General features: G+C 63.2%; 17 protein-coding genes. 1 reads left to right on the top strand and 16 read right to left on the bottom strand.

The features are described from left to right. Positions 1-6: 6 nt before the first annotated feature. From NE584_RS01390 to leuC, 6 genes are all read right to left on the bottom strand, one after another. Positions 7-1,284: an AI-2E family transporter gene (locus NE584_RS01390; RefSeq protein ID WP_050624812.1), complete on the bottom strand. Its 1,278-nt coding sequence runs from the start codon at positions 1,282-1,284 to the stop codon at positions 7-9. 18 nt (positions 1,285-1,302) lie between these two features. Beyond that, the gene (gene purB / locus NE584_RS01385; protein ID WP_256181487.1) at positions 1,303-2,739 is read right to left on the bottom strand and encodes an adenylosuccinate lyase; all 1,437 of its coding nucleotides are present in this window, start codon (positions 2,737-2,739) and stop codon (positions 1,303-1,305) included. A 181-nt stretch (positions 2,740-2,920) separates the two neighbouring features. Next, positions 2,921-4,120: a pyridoxal phosphate-dependent aminotransferase gene (locus tag NE584_RS01380; RefSeq protein WP_050624810.1), complete on the bottom strand. Its 1,200-nt coding sequence runs from the start codon at positions 4,118-4,120 to the stop codon at positions 2,921-2,923. Between the two features lie 272 nt (positions 4,121-4,392). Further along, positions 4,393-5,469 (bottom strand): 3-isopropylmalate dehydrogenase, encoded by a 1,077-nt coding sequence (leuB, locus tag NE584_RS01375; RefSeq protein WP_050624809.1) that lies wholly within the window; start codon positions 5,467-5,469, stop codon positions 4,393-4,395. Then, entirely contained in the window at positions 5,466-5,951 is a 486-nt protein-coding gene (locus NE584_RS01370; RefSeq protein WP_050624808.1) for a 3-isopropylmalate dehydratase small subunit, read from the bottom strand. The genes leuB and NE584_RS01370 overlap by 4 nt, the downstream gene beginning before the upstream one ends. Before the next feature lie 86 nt (positions 5,952-6,037). Further along, a complete protein-coding gene (gene leuC / locus NE584_RS01365) occupies positions 6,038-7,294 on the bottom strand; it encodes a 3-isopropylmalate dehydratase large subunit (protein ID WP_050624807.1) in 1,257 nt (418 codons plus the stop codon). 120 nt (positions 7,295-7,414) lie between these two features. Between leuC and NE584_RS01360 the strand changes: the two genes are divergently transcribed. Beyond that, on the top strand, positions 7,415-8,056 hold the full coding sequence (locus NE584_RS01360) for a Crp/Fnr family transcriptional regulator (protein WP_050624806.1): 642 nt from the start codon (positions 7,415-7,417) through the stop codon (positions 8,054-8,056). Positions 8,057-8,095: 39 nt separating this feature from the next. On the opposite strand, the gene NE584_RS01355 is transcribed toward NE584_RS01360, so the two are convergent. Genes NE584_RS01355 through NE584_RS01310 form a run of 10 tightly spaced genes read right to left on the bottom strand, consistent with a single transcriptional unit; the run spans position 8,096 to position 18,943 of the window. Beyond that, the gene (locus tag NE584_RS01355) at positions 8,096-10,756 is read right to left on the bottom strand and encodes a sel1 repeat family protein (RefSeq protein ID WP_256181484.1); all 2,661 of its coding nucleotides are present in this window, start codon (positions 10,754-10,756) and stop codon (positions 8,096-8,098) included. A 24-nt stretch (positions 10,757-10,780) separates the two neighbouring features. Continuing rightward, a complete protein-coding gene (locus NE584_RS01350) occupies positions 10,781-12,244 on the bottom strand; it encodes a cobyric acid synthase (RefSeq protein ID WP_256181483.1) in 1,464 nt (487 codons plus the stop codon). Further along, a complete protein-coding gene (locus NE584_RS01345) occupies positions 12,237-13,289 on the bottom strand; it encodes a histidinol-phosphate transaminase (RefSeq protein WP_256181481.1) in 1,053 nt (350 codons plus the stop codon). Before NE584_RS01345 ends, NE584_RS01350 begins: the two co-directional genes overlap by 8 nt. Before the next feature lie 11 nt (positions 13,290-13,300). After that, complete coding sequence (gene cbiB, locus NE584_RS01340) at positions 13,301-14,263, bottom strand: adenosylcobinamide-phosphate synthase CbiB (RefSeq protein ID WP_256181513.1); 963 nt, start codon at positions 14,261-14,263, stop codon at positions 13,301-13,303. Positions 14,264-14,268: 5 nt separating this feature from the next. Continuing rightward, positions 14,269-14,850 carry a histidine phosphatase family protein gene (locus NE584_RS01335; RefSeq protein WP_256181479.1) on the bottom strand — a complete coding sequence of 194 codons (582 nt, stop codon included), beginning with the start codon at positions 14,848-14,850 and terminating at the stop codon, positions 14,269-14,271. A 21-nt stretch (positions 14,851-14,871) separates the two neighbouring features. Beyond that, complete coding sequence (locus NE584_RS01330) at positions 14,872-15,198, bottom strand: bifunctional adenosylcobinamide kinase/adenosylcobinamide-phosphate guanylyltransferase (protein WP_256181477.1); 327 nt, start codon at positions 15,196-15,198, stop codon at positions 14,872-14,874. Beyond that, positions 15,195-15,968 carry an adenosylcobinamide-GDP ribazoletransferase gene (locus NE584_RS01325; RefSeq protein WP_256181476.1) on the bottom strand — a complete coding sequence of 258 codons (774 nt, stop codon included), beginning with the start codon at positions 15,966-15,968 and terminating at the stop codon, positions 15,195-15,197. Before NE584_RS01325 ends, NE584_RS01330 begins: the two co-directional genes overlap by 4 nt. After that, entirely contained in the window at positions 15,965-16,495 is a 531-nt protein-coding gene (locus tag NE584_RS01320) for a bifunctional adenosylcobinamide kinase/adenosylcobinamide-phosphate guanylyltransferase (protein ID WP_256181475.1), read from the bottom strand. The genes NE584_RS01325 and NE584_RS01320 overlap by 4 nt, the downstream gene beginning before the upstream one ends. A 1-nt stretch (position 16,496) precedes the next feature. Then, entirely contained in the window at positions 16,497-17,564 is a 1,068-nt protein-coding gene (gene cobT, locus NE584_RS01315; protein WP_256181473.1) for a nicotinate-nucleotide--dimethylbenzimidazole phosphoribosyltransferase, read from the bottom strand. Beyond that, positions 17,561-18,943: a cobyrinate a,c-diamide synthase gene (locus NE584_RS01310; protein ID WP_256181472.1), complete on the bottom strand. Its 1,383-nt coding sequence runs from the start codon at positions 18,941-18,943 to the stop codon at positions 17,561-17,563. Before NE584_RS01310 ends, cobT begins: the two co-directional genes overlap by 4 nt. Between the last annotated feature and the right edge of the window lie 217 nt (positions 18,944-19,160).

Here is a 19,160-nt window from a genome sequence, read left to right as displayed (position 1 = left end):
AGGGGGTCACTCCTTTGGCCTGGAGAGAGGCCCGGTCCGTCCCAGATACTCCTGGGTCTCCACCGGGAGCTTCCGCTTCCCCAGCCCATAGCGTACCAGACGGTTGACCACGCTGTAAAACATGGCAAAGACCGGGACACCCAGCACCATGCCGGCGAATCCAAACAGCCCGCCGAACAGCAGGATCGAGAACAGCACCCAGAAGCTGGCCAGTCCCGTGGAGTCCCCCAGGATCTTGGGGCCCAGAATATTCCCGTCAAACTGCTGGAGCACAAGGATAAAGATCACGAAATAAACACACTGGATAGGACTGATGATGAGGATCAGCAGGGCGCATGGAATGGCACCGATAAAGGGGCCAAAAAAGGGGATGACATTGGTCACACCGATGATGACCGCCAAAAGGGCGGGGTATGGGAAGTTAAAGAGATTGCAGCACACCAGCGCGATGATCCCAATGATGAGGGAGTCCAGCAGCTTGCCGTTGATAAAGCCGCTCATGATGCGATAGGCATTGCGCACCTCCTCCACGATCAGGTCTGCCCAGCGGGTCTCACACACACTGTACACGATCTTTTTGGCCTGGGCAGAGAAGATATCCTTTCTGGCCAGCAGATAGACGGAGACGATAACGGCGATCAGCAGGTCCTTGGCCAGCATCAGCAGGGCGATGAACACAGCGGACACACTGGAGAACATGGAGGTGAGCCGGGGAACGATCTCCTGCTGGAACCAGGACAAAGAGCTGTTGACGGACTCCAGATTGGGGAGCAGATCGGACTGGAGCCACTCCTCCACCGACACAGCTACCGAGTTGTAGTAAGGCATGACCGCTGTCTGAATGTCCGGGTTATTGGCCAAAAATTCCATCAGCCGCTCCTGGAGGGTCATAAAATAGCCGGGGATGGACTGGACCAGCCCTACCACGCTCTCATAGACCTGGGGCAGGACCATGGCCAGCAGGATATAAATGACTAGGGCGGCGAACAGAAGGCTGAGGATGATGGCCACTGCGTTGAGAAAGCTCAGGTTCCGCCGGTCTGACAGGCGGCTGTCCGGGGTGAGTCCGGTGAGAAATCTTAAAATGGCCCGGTGGATGGGCAGCAACAGGAAAGCCAGGACCGCTCCGTAGTAGATGGGACGGAGAATGCGGTTGACCGTGGAGAGAAAGCTCAGGATGCCCTTGAAGTGAAAGACGGCAAAAAAGACGAGGATAGCGGCGGCGATGACCAGAAATGCAGTCACGCCGGCAAAAAAGTATGGATTTTGCGGCTTCTTGTTCACGTGGGCAGCTCCTTTTTCTCAGACTTTCAGCTCTGTGTCCTCATCCTTCAGGCAGTCCTGATATTTGGCCAGAGCGGGGGCGACCTGCTCCTTCAGGAACTCCTCCACCTGCTGGGGGCAGCGGCCGATGTAGCGGCTGGGCTCCAGATGGGCGGTGAGCTCCTCCCGGCTCATACCAAAGGCCGGGTCCTCTGCGATCAGATCGATCAGATTGTTGGGCAGGCCCAGGTCCTTTACATTCCGCCCGGCCTCCTGGGAGAGCACGCGGATACGCTCGTGGAGCTCCTGGCGGTTGCCGCCTCGCTTCACCGCATCCATCATGATGTTCTCGCTGGCCATGAAGGGCAGCTCCTCCAGAACGTGGCGCTCAATGACCTTGGGATGGACCACCAGACCGGAGGCCACGTTCAGGTAGATGTTCAGGATGGCGTCCACAGCCAGGAAGGCCTCTGGCACAGACAGGCGCTTGTTGGCGGAATCATCCAGGGTGCGCTCGAACCACTGGGTCGCGGTGGTGACAGCGGGGTTGCCCGCGTCCACCATGACGTAACGGGCCAGGGAGCAGATACGCTCGCAGCGCATGGGGTTGCGCTTGTAGGGCATGGCGGAGGAGCCGATCTGGTTCTTTTCAAAGGGCTCCTCCACCTCCTTCAGGTGGCAGAGCAGCCGCATGTCGGTGGCAAACTTGCTGGCGGACTGAGCGATGCCGGACAGGGTGGACACCACGTTGTAGTCCATCTTCCGGGAATAGGTCTGGCCGCTCACCGGGACCACGGCGTCAAAGCCCATCTCACGGGCTATCTTCCGCTCCAGCTCCTTGACCTTCTCGTGATCCCCCTCGAACAGCTCCAGGAAGGATGCCTGGGTACCGGTGGTCCCCTTGGAGCCCAGCAGCTTCAGGGTGGAGATGCGGTGCTCCACCTCCTCCAGATCCATGAGCAGCTCGTTCATCCACAGGGTGGCCCGTTTGCCTACCGTCACCAGCTGGGCAGCCTGAAAATGAGTAAAGCCCAGGGTGGGCAGGGCCTTATACTCCTCTGCGAACTTGGCCAGCCGGGCGATGACCTTTACCAGCTTGGCCCGGACCAGCTCCAGTCCCTCCCGCATGAGGATCACGTCGGTATTGTCCCCCACATAGCAGCTGGTGGCCCCCAGATGGATGATGGGCATGGCTTTGGGGCACAGCTCACCGTAGGTGTGGACATGGGCCATCACGTCATGGCGCAGCTTCCGTTCCCACTGGGCCGCCTTCTCATAGTCGATATCAGTGATATGGGACTCCAGTTCATCCACCTGCTCCTGGGTCACCGGGAGCCCCAGCTCCATCTCGGCCCGGGCCAGCGCGACCCACAGACGTCTCCAAGTGGAGAATTTCTTGTCAGCGGAAAAGAGATACAGCATCTCGTCGCTGGCATATCGGGAGGACAGCGGACTTTCATAGGCGTTGGTCGGCATTTGCATCAAACCTCATTTTATTTAGAATCTGGGCAGCTCTCCCCTGCCCGCTTGTATCAAATATTATAACGTACTCCCCGGGGGATTGCCAGTGCTTTCCCAAATTTTCACGAAAACTTAAGAGAGGAAAGCGGGAGCGCGGACATGGGTCTGTCCGTGCTCCCGCTCTGTTTCGTCATGTTTAGATGGTCTCGCCCTTCAGGAAACGCTCCAGCCGGTTCAGGCCCTCCTTGATGTTCTCAATGGAGGTGGCATAGGACCAGCGAACAAAAGTGGGGGCACCAAAGCCAGTACCGGGCACCACAGCCACCTTGCCGTACTTCAGGAAGAGGTTGCCGAAATCGTCCGCGTCCCGGATGACCACGCCGTGGAGCTCCTGGCCGATGAGCTTCTCGATGTTCATCATCACATAGAAAGCGCCGTGGGGCTTGATGCAGCTGACGCCCTCGATGCTGTTCATCCGCTCCACCATGTAGTCACGGCGGCGCTCGAAAGCCTTGCGCATGACCTCCACACTCTCCTGGGAGGCAGTGAGGGCGGTCACAGCGGCCTTCTGGGAGATGGAGCTGGGGGAGCCGGTGCAGTGGCTGAGGTAGTTGGCGATCACCTTGGAGACCTGGTCGTTAGCGGCCACATAGCCGATGCGCCAGCCGGTCATGGCATAGGACTTGGAAACACCATTGACCAGCAGGGTGCGTTCCTTGATCTCCGGGCTGATGGAGGCAAGGCTGACGAACTCCTCTCCATCATACACCAGATGATAATAGATCTCGTCGCAGATCACGTAAATATCCTGTTCTACGCAGACCTTGGCGATCTCCTCCAGCTCCTTGCGGCTGTACATCATGCCGGTGGGGTTGGATGGGTTGTTCAGGATCATGGCCTTGGTCTTGGGGGTGATGGCGTCCCGCAGCTCCTGGGCGGTGAGCTTGAAATGGTCCGCCTCCCGGGTCTCCACAATAACAGGCACGCCGCCGGTCATCTTGATGAGCTCAGAGTAGCTCACCCAGTAGGGAGAGGGCAGGATGACCTCGTCCCCGGGGTTGATGAGGGCCCTCAGGGCCACATAGACGCAGGGCTTGGCGCCGTTGGACACGGAGATCTGCTGGGGGGTGTACTCCACGCCGCAGTCGGCCTTCAGGCGCTGGCAGATGGCCTTGCGCAGCTCCACCGTGCCGCTGGAGGGAGTGTAGCGGGTCTCGTTGTGCTCGATGGCGGCAATACCCGCCTCTTTGATATAGTCCGGCGTATTGAAGTCGGGTTCTCCGGCTCCAAACCCGATCACGTCCTGCCCCTCGGCTTTCATCTGCTTGAACAGAGTGTCGATGGCCATGGTGCTGGACGGCTCAACAGCCAGTGCGATCTTGGAAAGCTCTTTCATATCAATGTTGTCCTCCTTCTGGCGAATCACGCATGGCATATTATATGCGCCGACTTGCAGGATTGCAAGTGGTTTCCGGTTATTTTCCTGAAATTCTGAACAATTTGGCAGGGGACGGTGCAAGTCAGGGGTAGAGCTCCCTCCATTCTGTGCTTTTTCACCAAATTCTCCTCTGCCCTGTTCCCACTCCCGTTCCTCCAGAGGGCAAAAGGACCCGGGGCCCCCCTCCCGGATCTGGCTTGGGGGTCCCGGGTCTGTGTGTTTTCTCTGAGTCAGAGCTTTTCCCGGATGCGCCGGCCCATCTCCCGGGTCCCGATGGGGATGACGCCGGGCTCGGCGATGTCGGCGGTGCGCCAGCCCTCAGCCAGCACCGCGTCCACGGCGTTTTCGATGGCCTGGGCCTCCGCGGCCAGGTGGAAGGAGTAGCGGAACATCATGGCCACAGACAGGATGGTGGCGATGGGGTTGGCCTTGTCCTGGCCGGCGATGTCCGGAGCGGAGCCGTGGATGGGCTCATACAGGCCGGGGGCGGCGTCCCCGATAGAGGCGGAGGGCAGCAGGCCGATGGAGCCGGTGACCATGGAGGCCTCGTCGGAGAGGATGTCCCCGAACATGTTCTCGGTGACCACCACGTCGAACTGGCCGGGGTCCCGGACGAGCTGCATGGCGCAGTTGTCCACCAGCACGTCCTCATAGGACACGTCGGAGTATTCCTCCGCCAGCCGGTGCATCACCTTCCGCCACAGGCGGCTGGTCTCCAGCACGTTGGCCTTGTCCACGCTGGACACCTTGTTCCGGCGCAGGCGGGCCAGCTCAAAGGCCCGGCGGCCGATGCGCTCGATCTCCTGCTCTGAGTAGGCCATCAGGTCGGTGGCCTCCTCCCCCCTGTCCTCAGTCTGATAGCGGTCCCGCTTGCCGAAGTAGATGCCGCCGGTGAGCTCCCGGACCATCATCAGGTCGATGCCTTTCTCGGCGGTCTCCTTCTTCAGGGGGCAGGCGCCGGCCATGGCGGGACGCAGGGCGGCGGGGCGCAGGTTGGCGTACAGCCCCAGGTCCTTTCGGATGGCCAGCAGGGCCGTCTCCGGGCGCTGTTCCGCTGGCTTGTCGCTGCCCCACTTGGGACCGCCTACGGCGCCCAGCAGCACCGCGTCGCAGGCCCTGCACTTCTCCGCGGTGCCTTCGGGGTAGGACACCCCCACTGCGTCAGTGGCGCAGCCGCCCATCAAAATGTCCTCAAAGGTAAAGCTGTGGCCGAACTTCTTCCCCACGGCTTCCATGACCTGGACCGCCTCACCCACTACCTCTGGGCCGATGCCGTCGCCCCGGATCAGCGCGATCTTGTAGTTCATTTCGCCACCCCCCGGTCCTTCAGGGAGTTGAGCAGGCCGCCGCTTTTGATAATTCCGTCAATAAACTCCGGGAAGGGGGCCGCCTGGTAGGTCTTGCCGGTGGTCTCATCGGTGATGACACCAGTGGCAAAATCCACCTCCACCTGGTCCCCGGCCTGGATCTCCTCCGCCGCTTGGGCGCACTCCATAATGGGGAAGCCAATGTTGATGGCGTTGCGGTAGAAGATGCGGGCAAAGGAGGGGGCGATGACGCACTTCACACCGCAGGACTTGATGGCCAGAGGGGCGTGCTCACGGCTGGAGCCGCAGCCAAAGTTAGGACCGGCCACGATGATGTCGCCGGGCTGGACGGTGGAAGCGAAGTCCTTATCGATGTCCTCCATGCAGTGGGAGGCCAGGGCCGCGGGAGAGGGGTCGTTCAGGTGCCGGGCGGGGATGATGACGTCAGTGTCCACGTTGGCACCGTATTTGTAAACCTTCATTGGTTCGTCGATCCTTTCAAATTAAGAATTAGGAATGAGGAGTTCGGGACCTTATATTCCCCATTGCGCCTGAGGCGCCGTTCGCTTTAGATGCGGGGGTCGGCCACGCAGCCGGCCACTGCAGAGGCGGCGGCCACGGCGGGAGAGGCCAGGATGACTTCCGACTGCACATGCCCCATGCGGCCCACAAAGTTGCGGTTGGTGGTGGAGACGCAGCGCTCCCCCTCCGCCATGACGCCCATGTGTCCACCCAGGCAGGGGCCGCAGGTGGGGGCGGAGACAGCGCAGCCGGAGGCGATGAAGATCTCCAGCAGCCCCTCCTTCATGGCTTGGAGGGTGATCTCCTGGGTGGCGGGGATGACGATGCAGCGCACATTTTCCGCCACCTTTTTCCCCTTCAGAATAGCAGCGGCCTCCCGCAGGTCCTGGATGCGCCCATTGGTGCAGGAGCCGATCACCACCTGGTCGATGTGCAGGCCGGCCACCTCGCTGACCACCTTGGTGTTCTCGGGGAGATGGGGCATGGAGACGGTGGGTTCCAGCTTGTCCAGATCGATGACTACCTCCCGTGTGTAGACCGCATCGGGATCGGCCTCAAAGGCCTCGCAGGGACGGCCCACCCGGCCGTTGATATACTCCATGGTCTTCTCGTCTACGGGGAAGATTCCGTTCTTGCCGCCGGCCTCGATGGCCATGTTGGAGATGGTGAAGCGGTCGTCCATGGACAGGGAGGACACGCCCTCCCCGGCGAACTCCAGGGACTGATACAGGGCACCGTCCACCCCGATCTCGCCGATCAGGTGCAGGATCACATCCTTGCCGCTGACGCAGGGCTGGAGCTTCCCCTTCAGGGTCACCTTGATGGCAGAGGGGACCTTGAACCACAGCAGGCCGGTGGCCATGCCCGCAGCCATGTCGGTGGAGCCGATGCCGGTGGAGAAGGCACCCAGCGCGCCGTAGGTGCAGGTATGGGAGTCGGCCCCCACGATGACCTCTCCCGGGGCGGCCAGCCCCTTCTCGGGGATCAGGGCGTGCTCTACGCCCACCTGGCCCACGTCGTAGAAATGGGTGATGCTGTGCTTATGGGCAAACTCCCGTGCCTGCTTGCACAGCTGGGCAGACTTGATATCCTTGCAGGGGGTATAGTGGTCCAGCACAATGGCGATCCTGTCCTTGTCAAAGACCTGGGTGAAGCCAGCCTTCTCAAACTCCGTGATGGCCACAGGGGTGGTGATATCGTTGCCCAGGACCAGGTTCAGCCTGGCTTCGATCAGCTGGCCCGGCTGGACTGAGGACAGCCCGGCGGCCTTTGCCAGAATTTTTTGTGTCATCGTCATTCCCATGGAATGTGCCTCCTCACTTTTGTGGGTGATTTTTTCCTGTCCAGTATGACGGTTCTCTTGCCAAAAGAATGTTAACTATGATACAATTAAGAGGATTTCTTGGGAAAAGAGGAGAGATCGATGGAATACGCCAACACCTTTTCGCTGGACTTCCCTGTGGAGCTCTGGCGTCCCTTCGCCCAGGACCGCCCCTCGGTCCGCTGCTCCTCCGGCTATCTGATCTACCTCCAGGGGACAGAGGCCACCTGCTTTTATTATTTGAAAAAGGGAAAGGTAAAGAGCTTCATCCAGTCGGAGGACGGGGCGGAGCGCACCCTGAACCTGTATCAGCAGGGCTCCATCTTCGGGGAGGCATCCTTTTTTGACGAACTGCCCCGGGTGTCCTCCGCCGTAGCCCTCACCCCCTGCGAGATCGTCCCCATCGACCGGGAGCAGGTCACGGCGGAATTTACCCGGAATCCAGGCATGGCCATGGCCATGCTGAAATATCTGGCCCGGACGGTGCGGCTGCTGTCCGCCCATGTGGACGACATGGCCTTCCGCCCGGCAGAGTGGCGGGTGGCTCAGTACCTGCTCTCCGCAGCATCTGGGCAGGATCAGGTGTCCTGCACCCAGGAGGAGATCGCCTCATCCATCTCTGTTAGCCGGGTGACCGTCAGCCGCATCCTGAACCAATTCTCCCGCAGGGGGCTGGTCGCTCTGGGATACCGGAGCATTTCTCTTTTGGACCGCAGGACTCTGGAAACGCTCTGCACACCCTAAAGCTGGAGCGGCGCATTTCTGATGCGCCGCTCCAGCTTTTTAGGTCTCTAATGTATCCATAAGCTGCAGAAGCTGCTCCAGCTCCGGCTGACAGCCATAGTCCTCTAAGTCCCAGGGGTCCAGCTTCTCACAGAGCAGCGCACGCCCCAGCTGCCGGGCCGTGTCCGGATCACGCGGCGTTCCGATCCCCAGAGCATAACATCGAATCAGGCGGCAGCGGCAGTTGACGTTTCCCTTTTCCGCACCCGCCTGGTAGAGCGCAAACGCCTGCTTCGGGTCCTGCTCTACTCCAATTCCGATCTCATAAAAACGCCCCAGTGCCCAAAAGGCAGCCTCATCCCCGGACTGCTGGGCCTGTCGGTAGCAGTCCAGCGCCTCTGCGATGCGGCCCGCCTGTTCTGCATGCCAGCCCATGTTATAGAGCGCACAGACACTCCCTGCCTCCGCTGCACGCTGATACCAAAACATAGCCTGTTCGAAATTTCGGGGCCCTCCCCTTCCATTTGCCAGCATCTCCGCCAAATTGTTCATGCTGGAGGCATTCCCCTTCTCTGCCGCACACCGGTAATATTCGACTGCCCTGGCGTAATCCTGTTCTGTCCCGATGCCGTATTCATAAGACCAGCCCAAAAGCCCCAAGGAGTCGGCATCCCCCACTTCGGCGGACTTGTGAAACCAGATCAACGCCTGCTTCAGGTCCTCTGCAACTCCAATGCCGCCCTGACAGCACCGGCCCAGTTCATACATGGATCGGACGGAACCCCGCTCTGCTCCCTGCCTGTACCAGCTTACCGCAGCTGCCGGGTCTTTTTCCACACCTTTTCCCTTTTCATAGCACCAGCCCAGATTTCCCATCGCAACAGTATTTCCGGCCTGTGCCGCCCGCCGATACCACTCCACGGCCTGCTTCCAGTCCTGGGGAACACCGTGTCCACGCTCATAGCACCACCCCAGGTTGCACATGGCGTTGTCCTGCTCTTGTTCCGCAGCCCTTCGCAGCCAGATGACTGCCTGCTTGTCATCCTTCCCAATGCCGCTGCCGTGGAGGAGCCGGTATCCAAAGCTGCTCATAGAGCGGGGGTTGCCCGCTTCCGCGCCTCTGCGATACAGCTCTGTTGCCTGGACCTGGTCCTGCTCTACCCCGATCCCTTCAGAATAGCACCAGGCCAGATTTCCCATGGCGCGGATGCTGCCCGCCTCCATTGCACGGCGGTACAAAGCTGCGGCCTTTTTCCCGTCCTGATCCACGCCCTGCCCTGTCTCATACAGCCACCCCAGGCAGCGGCTGGCTTCCGCGTCTCCGGCCTCAGATGCCTGTTCATACCAGTGCGCGGCAAGAGGGAGGCTGGCCTCTACGCCCTCCCCATGCTCATAGTCCCAGGCCAGGCAGTACATGGAACGTACGTCTCCAGACTCGGCTCCACGCTGGAACCACCGGGCGGCTTCGGCGTGGTCCTGCTCCACGCCTTTTCCGTTGTCATAGCACCAAGCCAGGTTGCCCATGGCCCGGCCGCTCCCGGCCTCGGCGCTCCGCAGATACCACTCCGCCGCCTTCTCCCAGCTCTGCTCCACGCCCTGGCCCGCCTCATAGAGCCAGCCCAGGTTGCACATAGCATCGCTGTCCCCTCCGTCCGCAGAGCGGCGGTACCAGTAGGCGGCCTGAGCATAGTCCTGTCCGATCCCCCGGCCCTTCTCACAGCACCATCCCAGATCATACTGGGCCGTGGAGTCCCCCTTCTGAGCCCCCAGGGTCCACCAGCGGACCGCCTCCTGGTCATTCTGAGGGACCCCATCCCCCTTCAGGCACATCTGTCCCAGCTCGCAGGCCGCAGACTCGGCCCCCAGCTCCCATGCCCGGACCAACAGGTCCCAGGCCCGGTCTGGGTCCCGGGGCATCCCGGTCCCATTGAGGCAGCAGATCCCCAGAAGCAGAGCGGCCCGGCTGTGCCCCTGCTCCGCCGCCTGCGAATAGAGCTGGACCGCGCCGTCCGCGTCCTGCTCCACCCATTTTCCGTGTTCCATCAGCCAGCCCAGACAGCACTGTCCGTCCGCATCCCCTGCCTGAGCCGCACGGCGGTACCACTGTACGGCCTGCTTGGGGGAGATCTCCGTCCCGATGCCAAACTCATAGTGCCGGGCCAGCTCCGCCTGGCTGGAGGCGTCCCCCTGAAGGGCGGAGGTCCGCAGCCATTCCAGGGCAGCCTTTTGGTCCTGGGGCAGTCCCAGCCCCTGTTCCAGACAGCGGGCCAGCAGCCTCTGCCCCCGGGAGGAGCCGTGCTCCGCCGCTCGCCGGAACAGCTCCACCGCCTTTTTCTGGTCTGAAGTGGTGCCGATCCCCTGCTCATAGCAGACGCCCAGATTGCACACCGCCGACAGGCTCCCCATCTCCACGGCCTGCTGATAAAGCCAGAAAGCCTGGCGGGGGTCGGCCTCCACTCCGAGCCCCTGTTCCATACAGATGCCCAGGTTGCAGGTCCCCCAGCCGCTTCCCATTCCGGCGGAGCGGCGGAAGCAGGCCAGTCCCCTCTCTTTCCTATCGGGCCGGCTGATCCAGAAGACACCAAGGGCGGACCAGTCATCTCCGGTCATCTCCCCCTCCGCCGCCTGGAGCATCCGCTTGCCGCAGCGGGGACAGAACTCCGGCAGCCGGGGCCCCTCTCCAAAATAGCCGCACCCCTGGTCTGAACAGCGAAAAATCATACTGCTCTCCTTTCTCTGGCCAGCCTACTCCAGGCCCTGCTCCAAAATTCGATAGATGGCCTCCATGTCCAAGCTCCGCCGCAGCATGTCAGCCAGCCGGTCATACTGCCGTTCCTTAAAGGTACGGGCGTCCTCGGTGCAGGACTGTTCTCCGTTCCACTCCACCCCCTTCTCATCCAGGAGCAGATCCACCAGCCCGCAGGTGAACGCACCGCTGTCAAACAGTCCGTGGAGATAGGTCCCAAGCACCCGGCCCTCCACGGTGAAGATGCTCTCTCCCCCGCTGGTCCCCATATGGATCTCATAGCCCTCCAGAGGACACCCCCTGAGCCGTCCATAAAATCCGTCAGGTAGATCCGCTTGACAACACTTCTGTTCTCTAGACTTTTTACGAGAAAAGGTGGTGGCCACCGGCAGGAGTCCCATCCCATGCATGGAGCCGCCTCCCTCCACGCCCTGGGGGTCCTCCAGAGTGCGGCCCAGCATCTGGAATCCGCCGCAGATCCCGATAACTGGGACACCCTTTCCCACCAGCCGGAGGATCGTCCCCTCCAGCCCGCTCTGCCGAAGCCAGGACAGGTCGGCCAGGGTGCTCTTCGTACCTGGGAGGATGACCAGATCCGGCCTTCCCAGTGCCTGGACCCTGTCCACATAGCGCAGTCCTACCGCCGGATGGCGCTCCAGAGGGGCGAAATCGGTGAAGTTGGAGATGCGTGGCAGGCGGATCACCGCCACGTCCAGGGGCTTCCCCTCCCGTCTAGCAGAAAAGTGCTGGGAGAGGCTGTCCTCTTCATCCAGATCCAGCTCCATCCAGGGCACCACCCCTACCACCGGCACATGGGTCAGCTCCTCCAGCTGGGTCAGACCGGGGCGGAGGATCTCCACGTCGCCCCGGAATTTGTTGATGATAGTCCCCTTCACCATAGCCCGCTCATCAGGCTCCAGCAGGGCCATGGTCCCGTAAAGGGCAGCAAAGACACCGCCCCGGTCGATGTCACCCGCCAGCAGCACAGGCGCCCCCGCCATCCGGGCCATCCCCATATTCACGATGTCCTCCGCCTTCAGGTTGATCTCTGCGGGGCTGCCGGCCCCCTCCAGTACGACGATATCGTGGGTCTGGGCCAGGGCGTGGTAGGACTCCAGAATAGTGGGAATCAGCTGCTTTTTGTAGGACAAGTAGGCAGCGGCGGACATGCTGCCCACCACCTCCCCGTTGACGATCACCTGGCTCCCCACATCGCTGGTGGGCTTGAGCAGGACGGGATTCATCCGCACAGAGGGCTCCACGCCGGCCGCCTCCGCCTGCATCACCTGGGCCCGCCCCATCTCCAGTCCCTCCCGGGTGATGAAACTGTTCAGCGCCATATTCTGGCTCTTGAAGGGAGCCACAGAGTACCCGTCCTGCCGGAAGATACGGCACAGCCCCGCCGCCAGAACGCTCTTTCCCGCATTGGACATGGTCCCTTGGATCATAATGGATCTAGCCATGGAAAGCCTCCCTCTCCTGCTGAATGGCCTGGATCAGCCTCTGATTTTCCCCGCGGCTCCTGACGCAGACGCGGTAGAAGCCAGGACCCAGCCCCTGGAAGTCGGCGCAGCTCCGGATCAGGATGCCCCGGTCCAGCAGGCGCTCCCGCCAGCCCTCCTCCCCCTGGAACAGCAGGAAATTGGAGTCGCTTGGGTAGACGTGGAACCGCAGCCTGCTCAGTTCCTGAGAGAGATAGCAGCGCTCCTCCTCCAACTGCTGGTGGACGCGAAATGGCCAGTCCGGCGCATTCTGTAAAGCAGATATCCCTGCCTGTTGTGCCAGCTGTGACACCGGCCAGGGCGGGCCCTCCTCCGCCATAGCGGCCAGCAGCGTCCGGTCATCGGACAGGCAGTAGCCCAGCCGCAGCCCGGCCATGGCATAGCTCTTGGTCAGGGCCCGCAGCAGCAGCAGCCCTCCGCCCTCCAGCTCCCGAACCAGCCGGTCCGGCTCCCCTGGAGACAACTCCAGAAAGCACTGGTCCACCACCAGCAGTGCTCCGGCCTCCCGGCAGCGGGCCAGAAGGACCCGCAACAGCTGGTGAGAGATCAGTGTGCCTGTGGGGTTGTTGGGATCACAGAGGAACACAGCATCAATTTCCTGGGAAATTTTTCCGAGCAGAGCGCTGGAAAAGCGGAAATCTTCGTGCATATTTGCGTAATGGAATTTAACTTTACAATTATTTTTGTACAGGGCCCTGTGGTACTCCGAAAAGGTCGGGGCCAGGACCAGGGCGTGGTCCGGACGCAGGGCTCGGACCAGCCGGTCGATCAGGTCAGAGGCCCCGTTCCCACACAGCACCCAGTCCTCTGGAACGCCGTCCCGGGCGGAGATGGCCCGCCTTAGGCCACGGCAGAGGGGGTCAGGATAGGCGGGAGAGCGCTCCAGCGCCTCCCGCGCCGCCTGGATGGCGCAGGGCGGCACCCCCAAGGGGTTCAGGCTGATGGACAGATCCAGCACAGACCGCTCCAGTCCATAGATGTCGCCACCGTGGGTCCTCTCCTCCATTTCGCTCCCTCCTATCTGAATATGTGAGAACACAGCACTGCCGCTGCGGCGCACAGGGCCAGACACAGGACCTCGGTCCCGTACATCAGTCGGTTGGCCGTCGGGATGTCCTCCGGCCGGATGGGCCGCTCCACCTCCCCGATGGTGGGCTTTCGGACCAGCGTCCCAAAATAGCTGGCATCCCCGGCCAGCTGGACCCCCAGCGCCCCGGCACAGGCCGCCTCCGTCTGAGCGGAGTTGGGGGACTTGTGCTTACGCCGGTCCCTGCGCCAGATCCGCAGTGCGTCCCGCCCCCGGAATCCAGGCAGCAGAGCGGCGGCCAGGCACATGAGCAGGGCGGACAGCCGGGCTGGCAAATAATTGGCCGCGTCGTCGGTGCGGGCCGCAGCCCTGCCGAAAAAGAGGTATCGCTCGTTTCGGTATCCCACCATGGAGTCCATGGTATTGACAGCTTTGTACACCATGCCTAGGGGCAGCCCGCCCAGAGCCAGCCAGAACAGGGGAGCGATCACGCCGTCAGAGGTGTTTTCTGCCACCGTCTCCACTGCGGCCCGGGTCACGCCGTCCCGGTCCAGGCACTGGGTATCCCGTCCTACAATGCGGCCAACCGCCCTCTGCGCGTCCATGAGGCTCCTGCCGGTCAGGGCCCGATACACCGCCATACTCTCATCCCGGAGGCACCGGGCGGCCAGCAGCTGATAGCTGAGCCAGACCTCCGCCGCAGTCCCCGCCGCCGGAGAGAGGGCATATAGAGCGGCCAGGAGCAGCAGGCTCCCCCCTCCGAAGAGCAGGACCATGGTCAGCACCAGCACCCCGCCAGCCAGCAGTTCTCCTCCCGGCGTCCTGGGAAAAAGCCGCCGCAGGCCGGTCTCCAGGCGGCTGATGGTCCATCCCATCAGCCGTATGGGGTGGGGCATCCACGCCGGGTCCCCCAGGAGCCAGTCCAGCGCGGCAGCGGCCAGAAGGACCCACAGGCGGCTCACAGCGTCTCAATCAGGGTGAAGGCCATGTCCTCCCCCTCCTCCACCCGGACCAGATATCCGCCGCAGTTGCTGGGCAGCCAGCTGTAAAAATCCTGATGTGGCACCGCAAAGCCGGACATAGCGGACATCAGGGTCCCGCCGTGGGCCAGAATCCCGGGCCGGGACATGCCCAGGGCACGGGCCTGCTCCACCACATGGGCCACCCCTCGGCGGCAGCGGGCGATGTGCTCCCCCAGCACCTCTCCTCCGGGAAAGGCGATGTGGGGGTCCCCCGCCAGCCACGCCTGATAGATGGGGTCGTCCTTCAGCTCTGCCCAAGTCTTGCCCTCAAAGGTTCCGAAATCGCACTCCTTCAGCGCGTCCACCAGCCGCTGCTCCACGCCGGGAAACAGGATCTCAGCCGTCTGCCGGCACCGGAGCATAGGTGAGACCCACAGCCCATCGATGGGAGGCATCTCCCCCCGGCGGCGCTCCGCCAGCGCCACGCCCTCCGGGGCCAGGGGGTGGTCCTGGGAGCCTACATACTGCCGCAGCAGATTCCCTCTGGTGGAGCTGTGGCGGATCATCAGCAATTCCATGTCTATTCCTCTCTGTCTGTTCTATTTTAGTCTTATAGCCAGCCCGCAGGAGATCCGGTACACCGCCTCGGCCCTCTCCGCCAGCTGGCAGCAGAGGCGGCCCACCGCCTCCCGCCGCTGCCGTTCCTCCGCCTGGATGGGGACCAGGCCGCAGCCCACCTCGTTGCAGATCACTGCCCGCAGTCCCATCAGCTCCTCCAGATCCGGGAGGGGGTCCAGCGCATGGAGGTCGTAGAGCACCTGTGTCCCAGGCCCCAGGACCGGGGACAGCTCCTCCTCCCGGACCCCCAACTCACGCCGGGCGAAGTCCCGTTTTCCTGCCCCAAGGCCGCCCACGATCAGGATCATATCAACACCTCCGCTATCTCTCTCGCCAACACCATCGCCGCCAGACAGCCCAATTCGCACACCTGAAGGAACCACCCCGCCAGGTCACCCGTCAGACCGCCGAACTCCCGACGGGCCATTTGGATATACCAGAGATAGACGAGGATGGCGGCGGCCACAGCGGCGCAGCCCACCCCCAGCATCCCGATGGCCAGCGCCAGCAGAGCGCACAGAAACAGCAAAAACCGCTGCCGCCCCCTCCCCTGCTCCTGCTCCGTAAAGGCGGCCAGCAGGCCGTCCGCCCTGGCCCCCGGCTGGGTCAGCGCCCCGTACCCCGACATGGCCCGGGAGAGCACGGGGACCAGAGCCAGTACCCACAGATCCTCCTTCTCCCAGCCCGGCTGGCACCACAGGGCGTATTGCAGGAGGAGATAGGACACACAGCCCAGCACCGCGAAGGCCCCCACGCGGGAGTCCTTCAGGATCTCCAGCTTCCGGGCCCGGTCCTGGTGGGAGGCCAGCGCATCACAGGTGTCGCAGAAGCCGTCCATATGGATACCACCTGTGTAGGCCAGCGGCAGGAGGACCGCCCCCGCTGCCCGGAGCTGCGGCGTCAGCGTCAGCAGATCCGCCAGCGCGGACCAGGCCAGCAGGAGCAGACCCAGGACAGCCCCCACAAGGGGAAACGCGCACAAAACCCAGGCCCGGCAGTCGTCGGACCACCGGACCCAGGGCATGGGAAGACGGGAGTACATGGAGAAGGCCATAGAGACCGCCCGCAGATACCTCAACAGCACTCCTCCTTCCAGATCACCGGCAGTCCGCAGACCACCTCTATTACCCGGCCGCACCGCCCTGCAGCCAGCCGGTGCAGGCGGGCCAGCCCGTCCAGATAGACCGCCGTCTCGGGAGAACAGGGGACCTCCTCTCCGAACACATCGGCGCTCACCACCACCAGGTTCTGGGCCTGGACGCTGAGCCGCTCCAACCCCTCCGCCGTCCGGAGCAGGGCCCCATCCGGGTCGAAGCCCGAAGGGGAAAACAGCTCATTGGCCCACAGATTGCCCAGATCCTCCAGCAGCACGCTGCTCCCCACCGGGATGGTCAGCCCGCCCAGGTCCCGCGGGCACTCCAGGGTGGAGAAGCCCTTGTTCCGCCGCAGGGCCCGGTGGCGCCGGACCCGCGCCCGGCTCTCCTCATCCATCGCCTCCATGGTGGCCAGATAGATCCGAGGCCCCTCACAGGACAGTGCACACAGAAGATCTTCCGCGTACCGGCTCTTGCCGCTGGCCGCGCCGCCGTAAACCAGTGCCTCCATCTCAGCTCTGGCGGCGATAGGGCGGGATGCCCAGGCCCTGGAAGGTGGCCATGTCCCGATAGATGGACATGGCCATATCCAGCATGGGCATGATGGTCACGGCGCCGGTCCCCTCTCCCAGCTTCAGGTCCGCCGAAACAATAGGGCGCAGCCCCAGGGCGTCCAGGAGCAGGCCGCTGGAGGGCTCCGCTGACCTGTGGCTGGCGATGAGGGCCTTGGCCGCGTCCGGGCAGAGCCGCACAGCCAGCAGGGCGGCCGCGGCGGAGATGGCGCCGTCCAGTACCACAGGCACATGGTGGAGGGCGGCCCCCAGATAAAAGCCCGCCATACCGGCGATATCCAGCCCTCCCACCTTGGAGAGCACATCCAGCGGGTCCCGGGGGTCAGGGGCGTTGACTTCGATGGCCCTGCGGATCACGGCGATCTTCCGCTCCAGCCCTTCATCTGACAGGCCGGCGCCCCGGCCCGTCACCTCCTCCACCTGCCGCCCCAGCAGCACTGCTGTCACGGCGGCGGCGGTGGTGGTGTTGCCGATGCCCATCTCCCCTGCCGCCAACAGGCGATATCCCCTGCCCTTGAGCTCCTCTGCCAGCGTGATGCCGGTGACCACTGCGGCCACCGCCTCGTCCCGTGTCATGGCAGGGCCCTTGGCGATGCTCCTGGTCCCACGGGTCACGTGGCGGCGCAGCAGGCCGCCCTCCTCCACCGGGTGGGCGATCCCGATGTCCACCGGGAACACCTGTGCTCCAGCGGTCCAGGCCATGCGGCAGACACAGGCCTCCCCCCAGGCCATGGAGGCCGCCACAGAGGCCGTCACCTCCGGCCCGGTCTGGGTGACCCCCTCCTCAGTCACACCGTTATCTGCGCAGAAGACGGCCAGCGCCTTTCTGTCCAGACTGACATCCGCGGTCCCCTGGACTCCGGCGGCCCGGATCACCGCCTCCTCCAGAAGACCCAGGCCCCCGATGGGCTTGGCGATGGAGTCCCAGCGGCGGGCCGCCTCCGCCATAGCCCCCTGATCCGCCGGCGTGATGCCGGAGATCGCGATACTCAATACGCTGGTCGTCATAATGCTCCCTCCTGAAATCGCCCGCACGCCGCCACGAACCGGGACGCAAAGGCCGGATTTGACCGAAAATACAGGTGCGGAAATCCCGCGAACAGGGCTCCCTCACACCGGACACAGAGCCACGCTTCGCCTGTCACAGGCTTTTGCGCCCGGCAGGCCGTTCCGTTGTCCCCACTGTCCCAGCGGTGGAACTCGTGGGCTGCGATGGTCTCCCCCCGAGGAAGATAAGGGGTGTCCTGCTCCGCCGTCAGGGAGATATAGCCGAAGCGGCCGGTTCCGGATGCCCGTTTCCCCCTGCCGGACAGGACCCCCGCCATGGGCCAGAAGACACCGTTTTCATCCTCCAGCTCTTCCTGGAGATAGAGAAAACCGCCGCACTCCGCCAGCACTGGCATCCCGGCGCGGGCTGCCGCACAGATCTCCGCCCGCAGAGCCCTGTTCCGGCTCAGCTGCCGGGCATACAGTTCCGGATAGCCTCCGCCCAGATACAGGCCCTTTACCCCGGAAGGCAGGTGCCGGCTGGTCAGGGGGCTGAACTCCACCAGCTCCGCCCCCAGCTCCTCCAGCAGTTCTAGGTTATCCTCGTAATAAAAGGAGAAAGCCCGGTCCCGTGCTACGGCGATGGGTATCCCGCCGCCGCTCCGGGGCCTCGCTGTCTCCAGCGATGCAGTCAAAGGGGGGGCTGAAGCCGCAATGGCGAACAGGGTGTCCAGGTCCACGCTCTCCTCCATCTGGCCGGCCAGACGCAGGATCTTCTCCTGAAGCCCCTCTACCTCGGCCGCCGTGATGAGGCCCAGGTGGCGGCTGGCCAGCGCACAGTCCGGCATCCGCGGGATATGCCCCAAAACCTGCAGGCCGGTCTCCCTCTCCAAAATGGGTGTGAGATGGCGGCAGAGCTTCGGGGAGCACTGATTCAGGATGACGCCCTGTATCATGTCGGGCGCCCGGAATGACCGCAGCCCCTGCAAAACAGCAGCCAATGTGAGGGAGGTGCCCCCTGGAACGACGGTGAGAACGACCGGCGTATCCGTAGCCCTGGCCAGGTGCCAGCTGCTGGCCCGTTCCGTTCCGGCGATCCCATCATAAAAGCCCATGCAGCCCTCCAGAACGGCCAGGCCATGGCCCGCACCGGCACGGGCCATCAGCCCCCGCACCGTGGGCTCGTCCGAAAAAAACAAGTCGAGATTGCGGCTGGGCAGACTCAGCACCTCCCGGTGGAAGAGAGGGTCAATATAGTCCGGGCCGCATTTGAAGGCACAGGGGTCCACTCCCCGGTTCAGGGCGGCCTGGAGCAGCGCGCAGGTCAGAGATGTCTTCCCGCTGGAGCTGGCAGGGGCCGCCACCATCACTCTGGGGAGCGATACGGTCTGATGTTCCATGGATCAAGTTCCTCCCAGTGGGTTCCTCGGATTCTCATTATAGCGGCTCTCCAGACAAAATGCAATCTGAGAATCCAGACATTCCTGCCCTTTCCAGGCCCGATCCAGAAAGCTCCTCGAAAAAAAGAGGGCGATCCGCCGCGGACATGCTCTGGGACGCCTGTGTCCCGCCGGGGCCGCCGCTCTCCCCACGGCATAGGATGGTGCGGAGGAGCAA

The sequence above is a fragment of the Clostridium sp. DFI.5.61 genome (genome assembly GCF_024462915.1).
GTDB classification, from domain to species: domain Bacteria; phylum Bacillota; class Clostridia; order Oscillospirales; family Oscillospiraceae; genus Lawsonibacter; species Lawsonibacter asaccharolyticus.
This window is presented reverse-complemented; position numbering and strand designations above follow the sequence as displayed.

Bases quoted from the DNA above. Each gene is read 5' to 3' on its own strand.
- purB (WP_256181487.1), bottom strand. From the start codon at position 2,739: ATGCCGACCAACGCCTATGAAAGTCCGCTGTCCTCCCGATATGCCAGC.
- NE584_RS01380 (WP_050624810.1), bottom strand. From the start codon at position 4,120: ATGAAAGAGCTTTCCAAGATCGCACTGGCTGTTGAGCCGTCCAGCACC.
- leuB (WP_050624809.1), bottom strand. From the start codon at position 5,469: ATGAACTACAAGATCGCGCTGATCCGGGGCGACGGCATCGGCCCAGAG.
- NE584_RS01370 (WP_050624808.1), bottom strand. From the start codon at position 5,951: ATGAAGGTTTACAAATACGGTGCCAACGTGGACACTGACGTCATCATC.
- leuC (WP_050624807.1), bottom strand. From the start codon at position 7,294: ATGGGAATGACGATGACACAAAAAATTCTGGCAAAGGCCGCCGGGCTG.
- NE584_RS01360 (WP_050624806.1), top strand. From the start codon at position 7,415: ATGGAATACGCCAACACCTTTTCGCTGGACTTCCCTGTGGAGCTCTGG.
- NE584_RS01355 (WP_256181484.1), bottom strand. From the start codon at position 10,756: ATGATTTTTCGCTGTTCAGACCAGGGGTGCGGCTATTTTGGAGAGGGG.
- NE584_RS01350 (WP_256181483.1), bottom strand. From the start codon at position 12,244: ATGGCTAGATCCATTATGATCCAAGGGACCATGTCCAATGCGGGAAAG.
- NE584_RS01345 (WP_256181481.1), bottom strand. From the start codon at position 13,289: ATGGAGGAGAGGACCCACGGTGGCGACATCTATGGACTGGAGCGGTCT.
- NE584_RS01335 (WP_256181479.1), bottom strand. From the start codon at position 14,850: ATGGAATTGCTGATGATCCGCCACAGCTCCACCAGAGGGAATCTGCTG.
- NE584_RS01330 (WP_256181477.1), bottom strand. From the start codon at position 15,198: ATGATCCTGATCGTGGGCGGCCTTGGGGCAGGAAAACGGGACTTCGCC.
- NE584_RS01320 (WP_256181475.1), bottom strand. From the start codon at position 16,495: ATGGAGGCACTGGTTTACGGCGGCGCGGCCAGCGGCAAGAGCCGGTAC.
- cobT (WP_256181473.1), bottom strand. From the start codon at position 17,564: ATGACGACCAGCGTATTGAGTATCGCGATCTCCGGCATCACGCCGGCG.
- NE584_RS01310 (WP_256181472.1), bottom strand. From the start codon at position 18,943: ATGGAACATCAGACCGTATCGCTCCCCAGAGTGATGGTGGCGGCCCCT.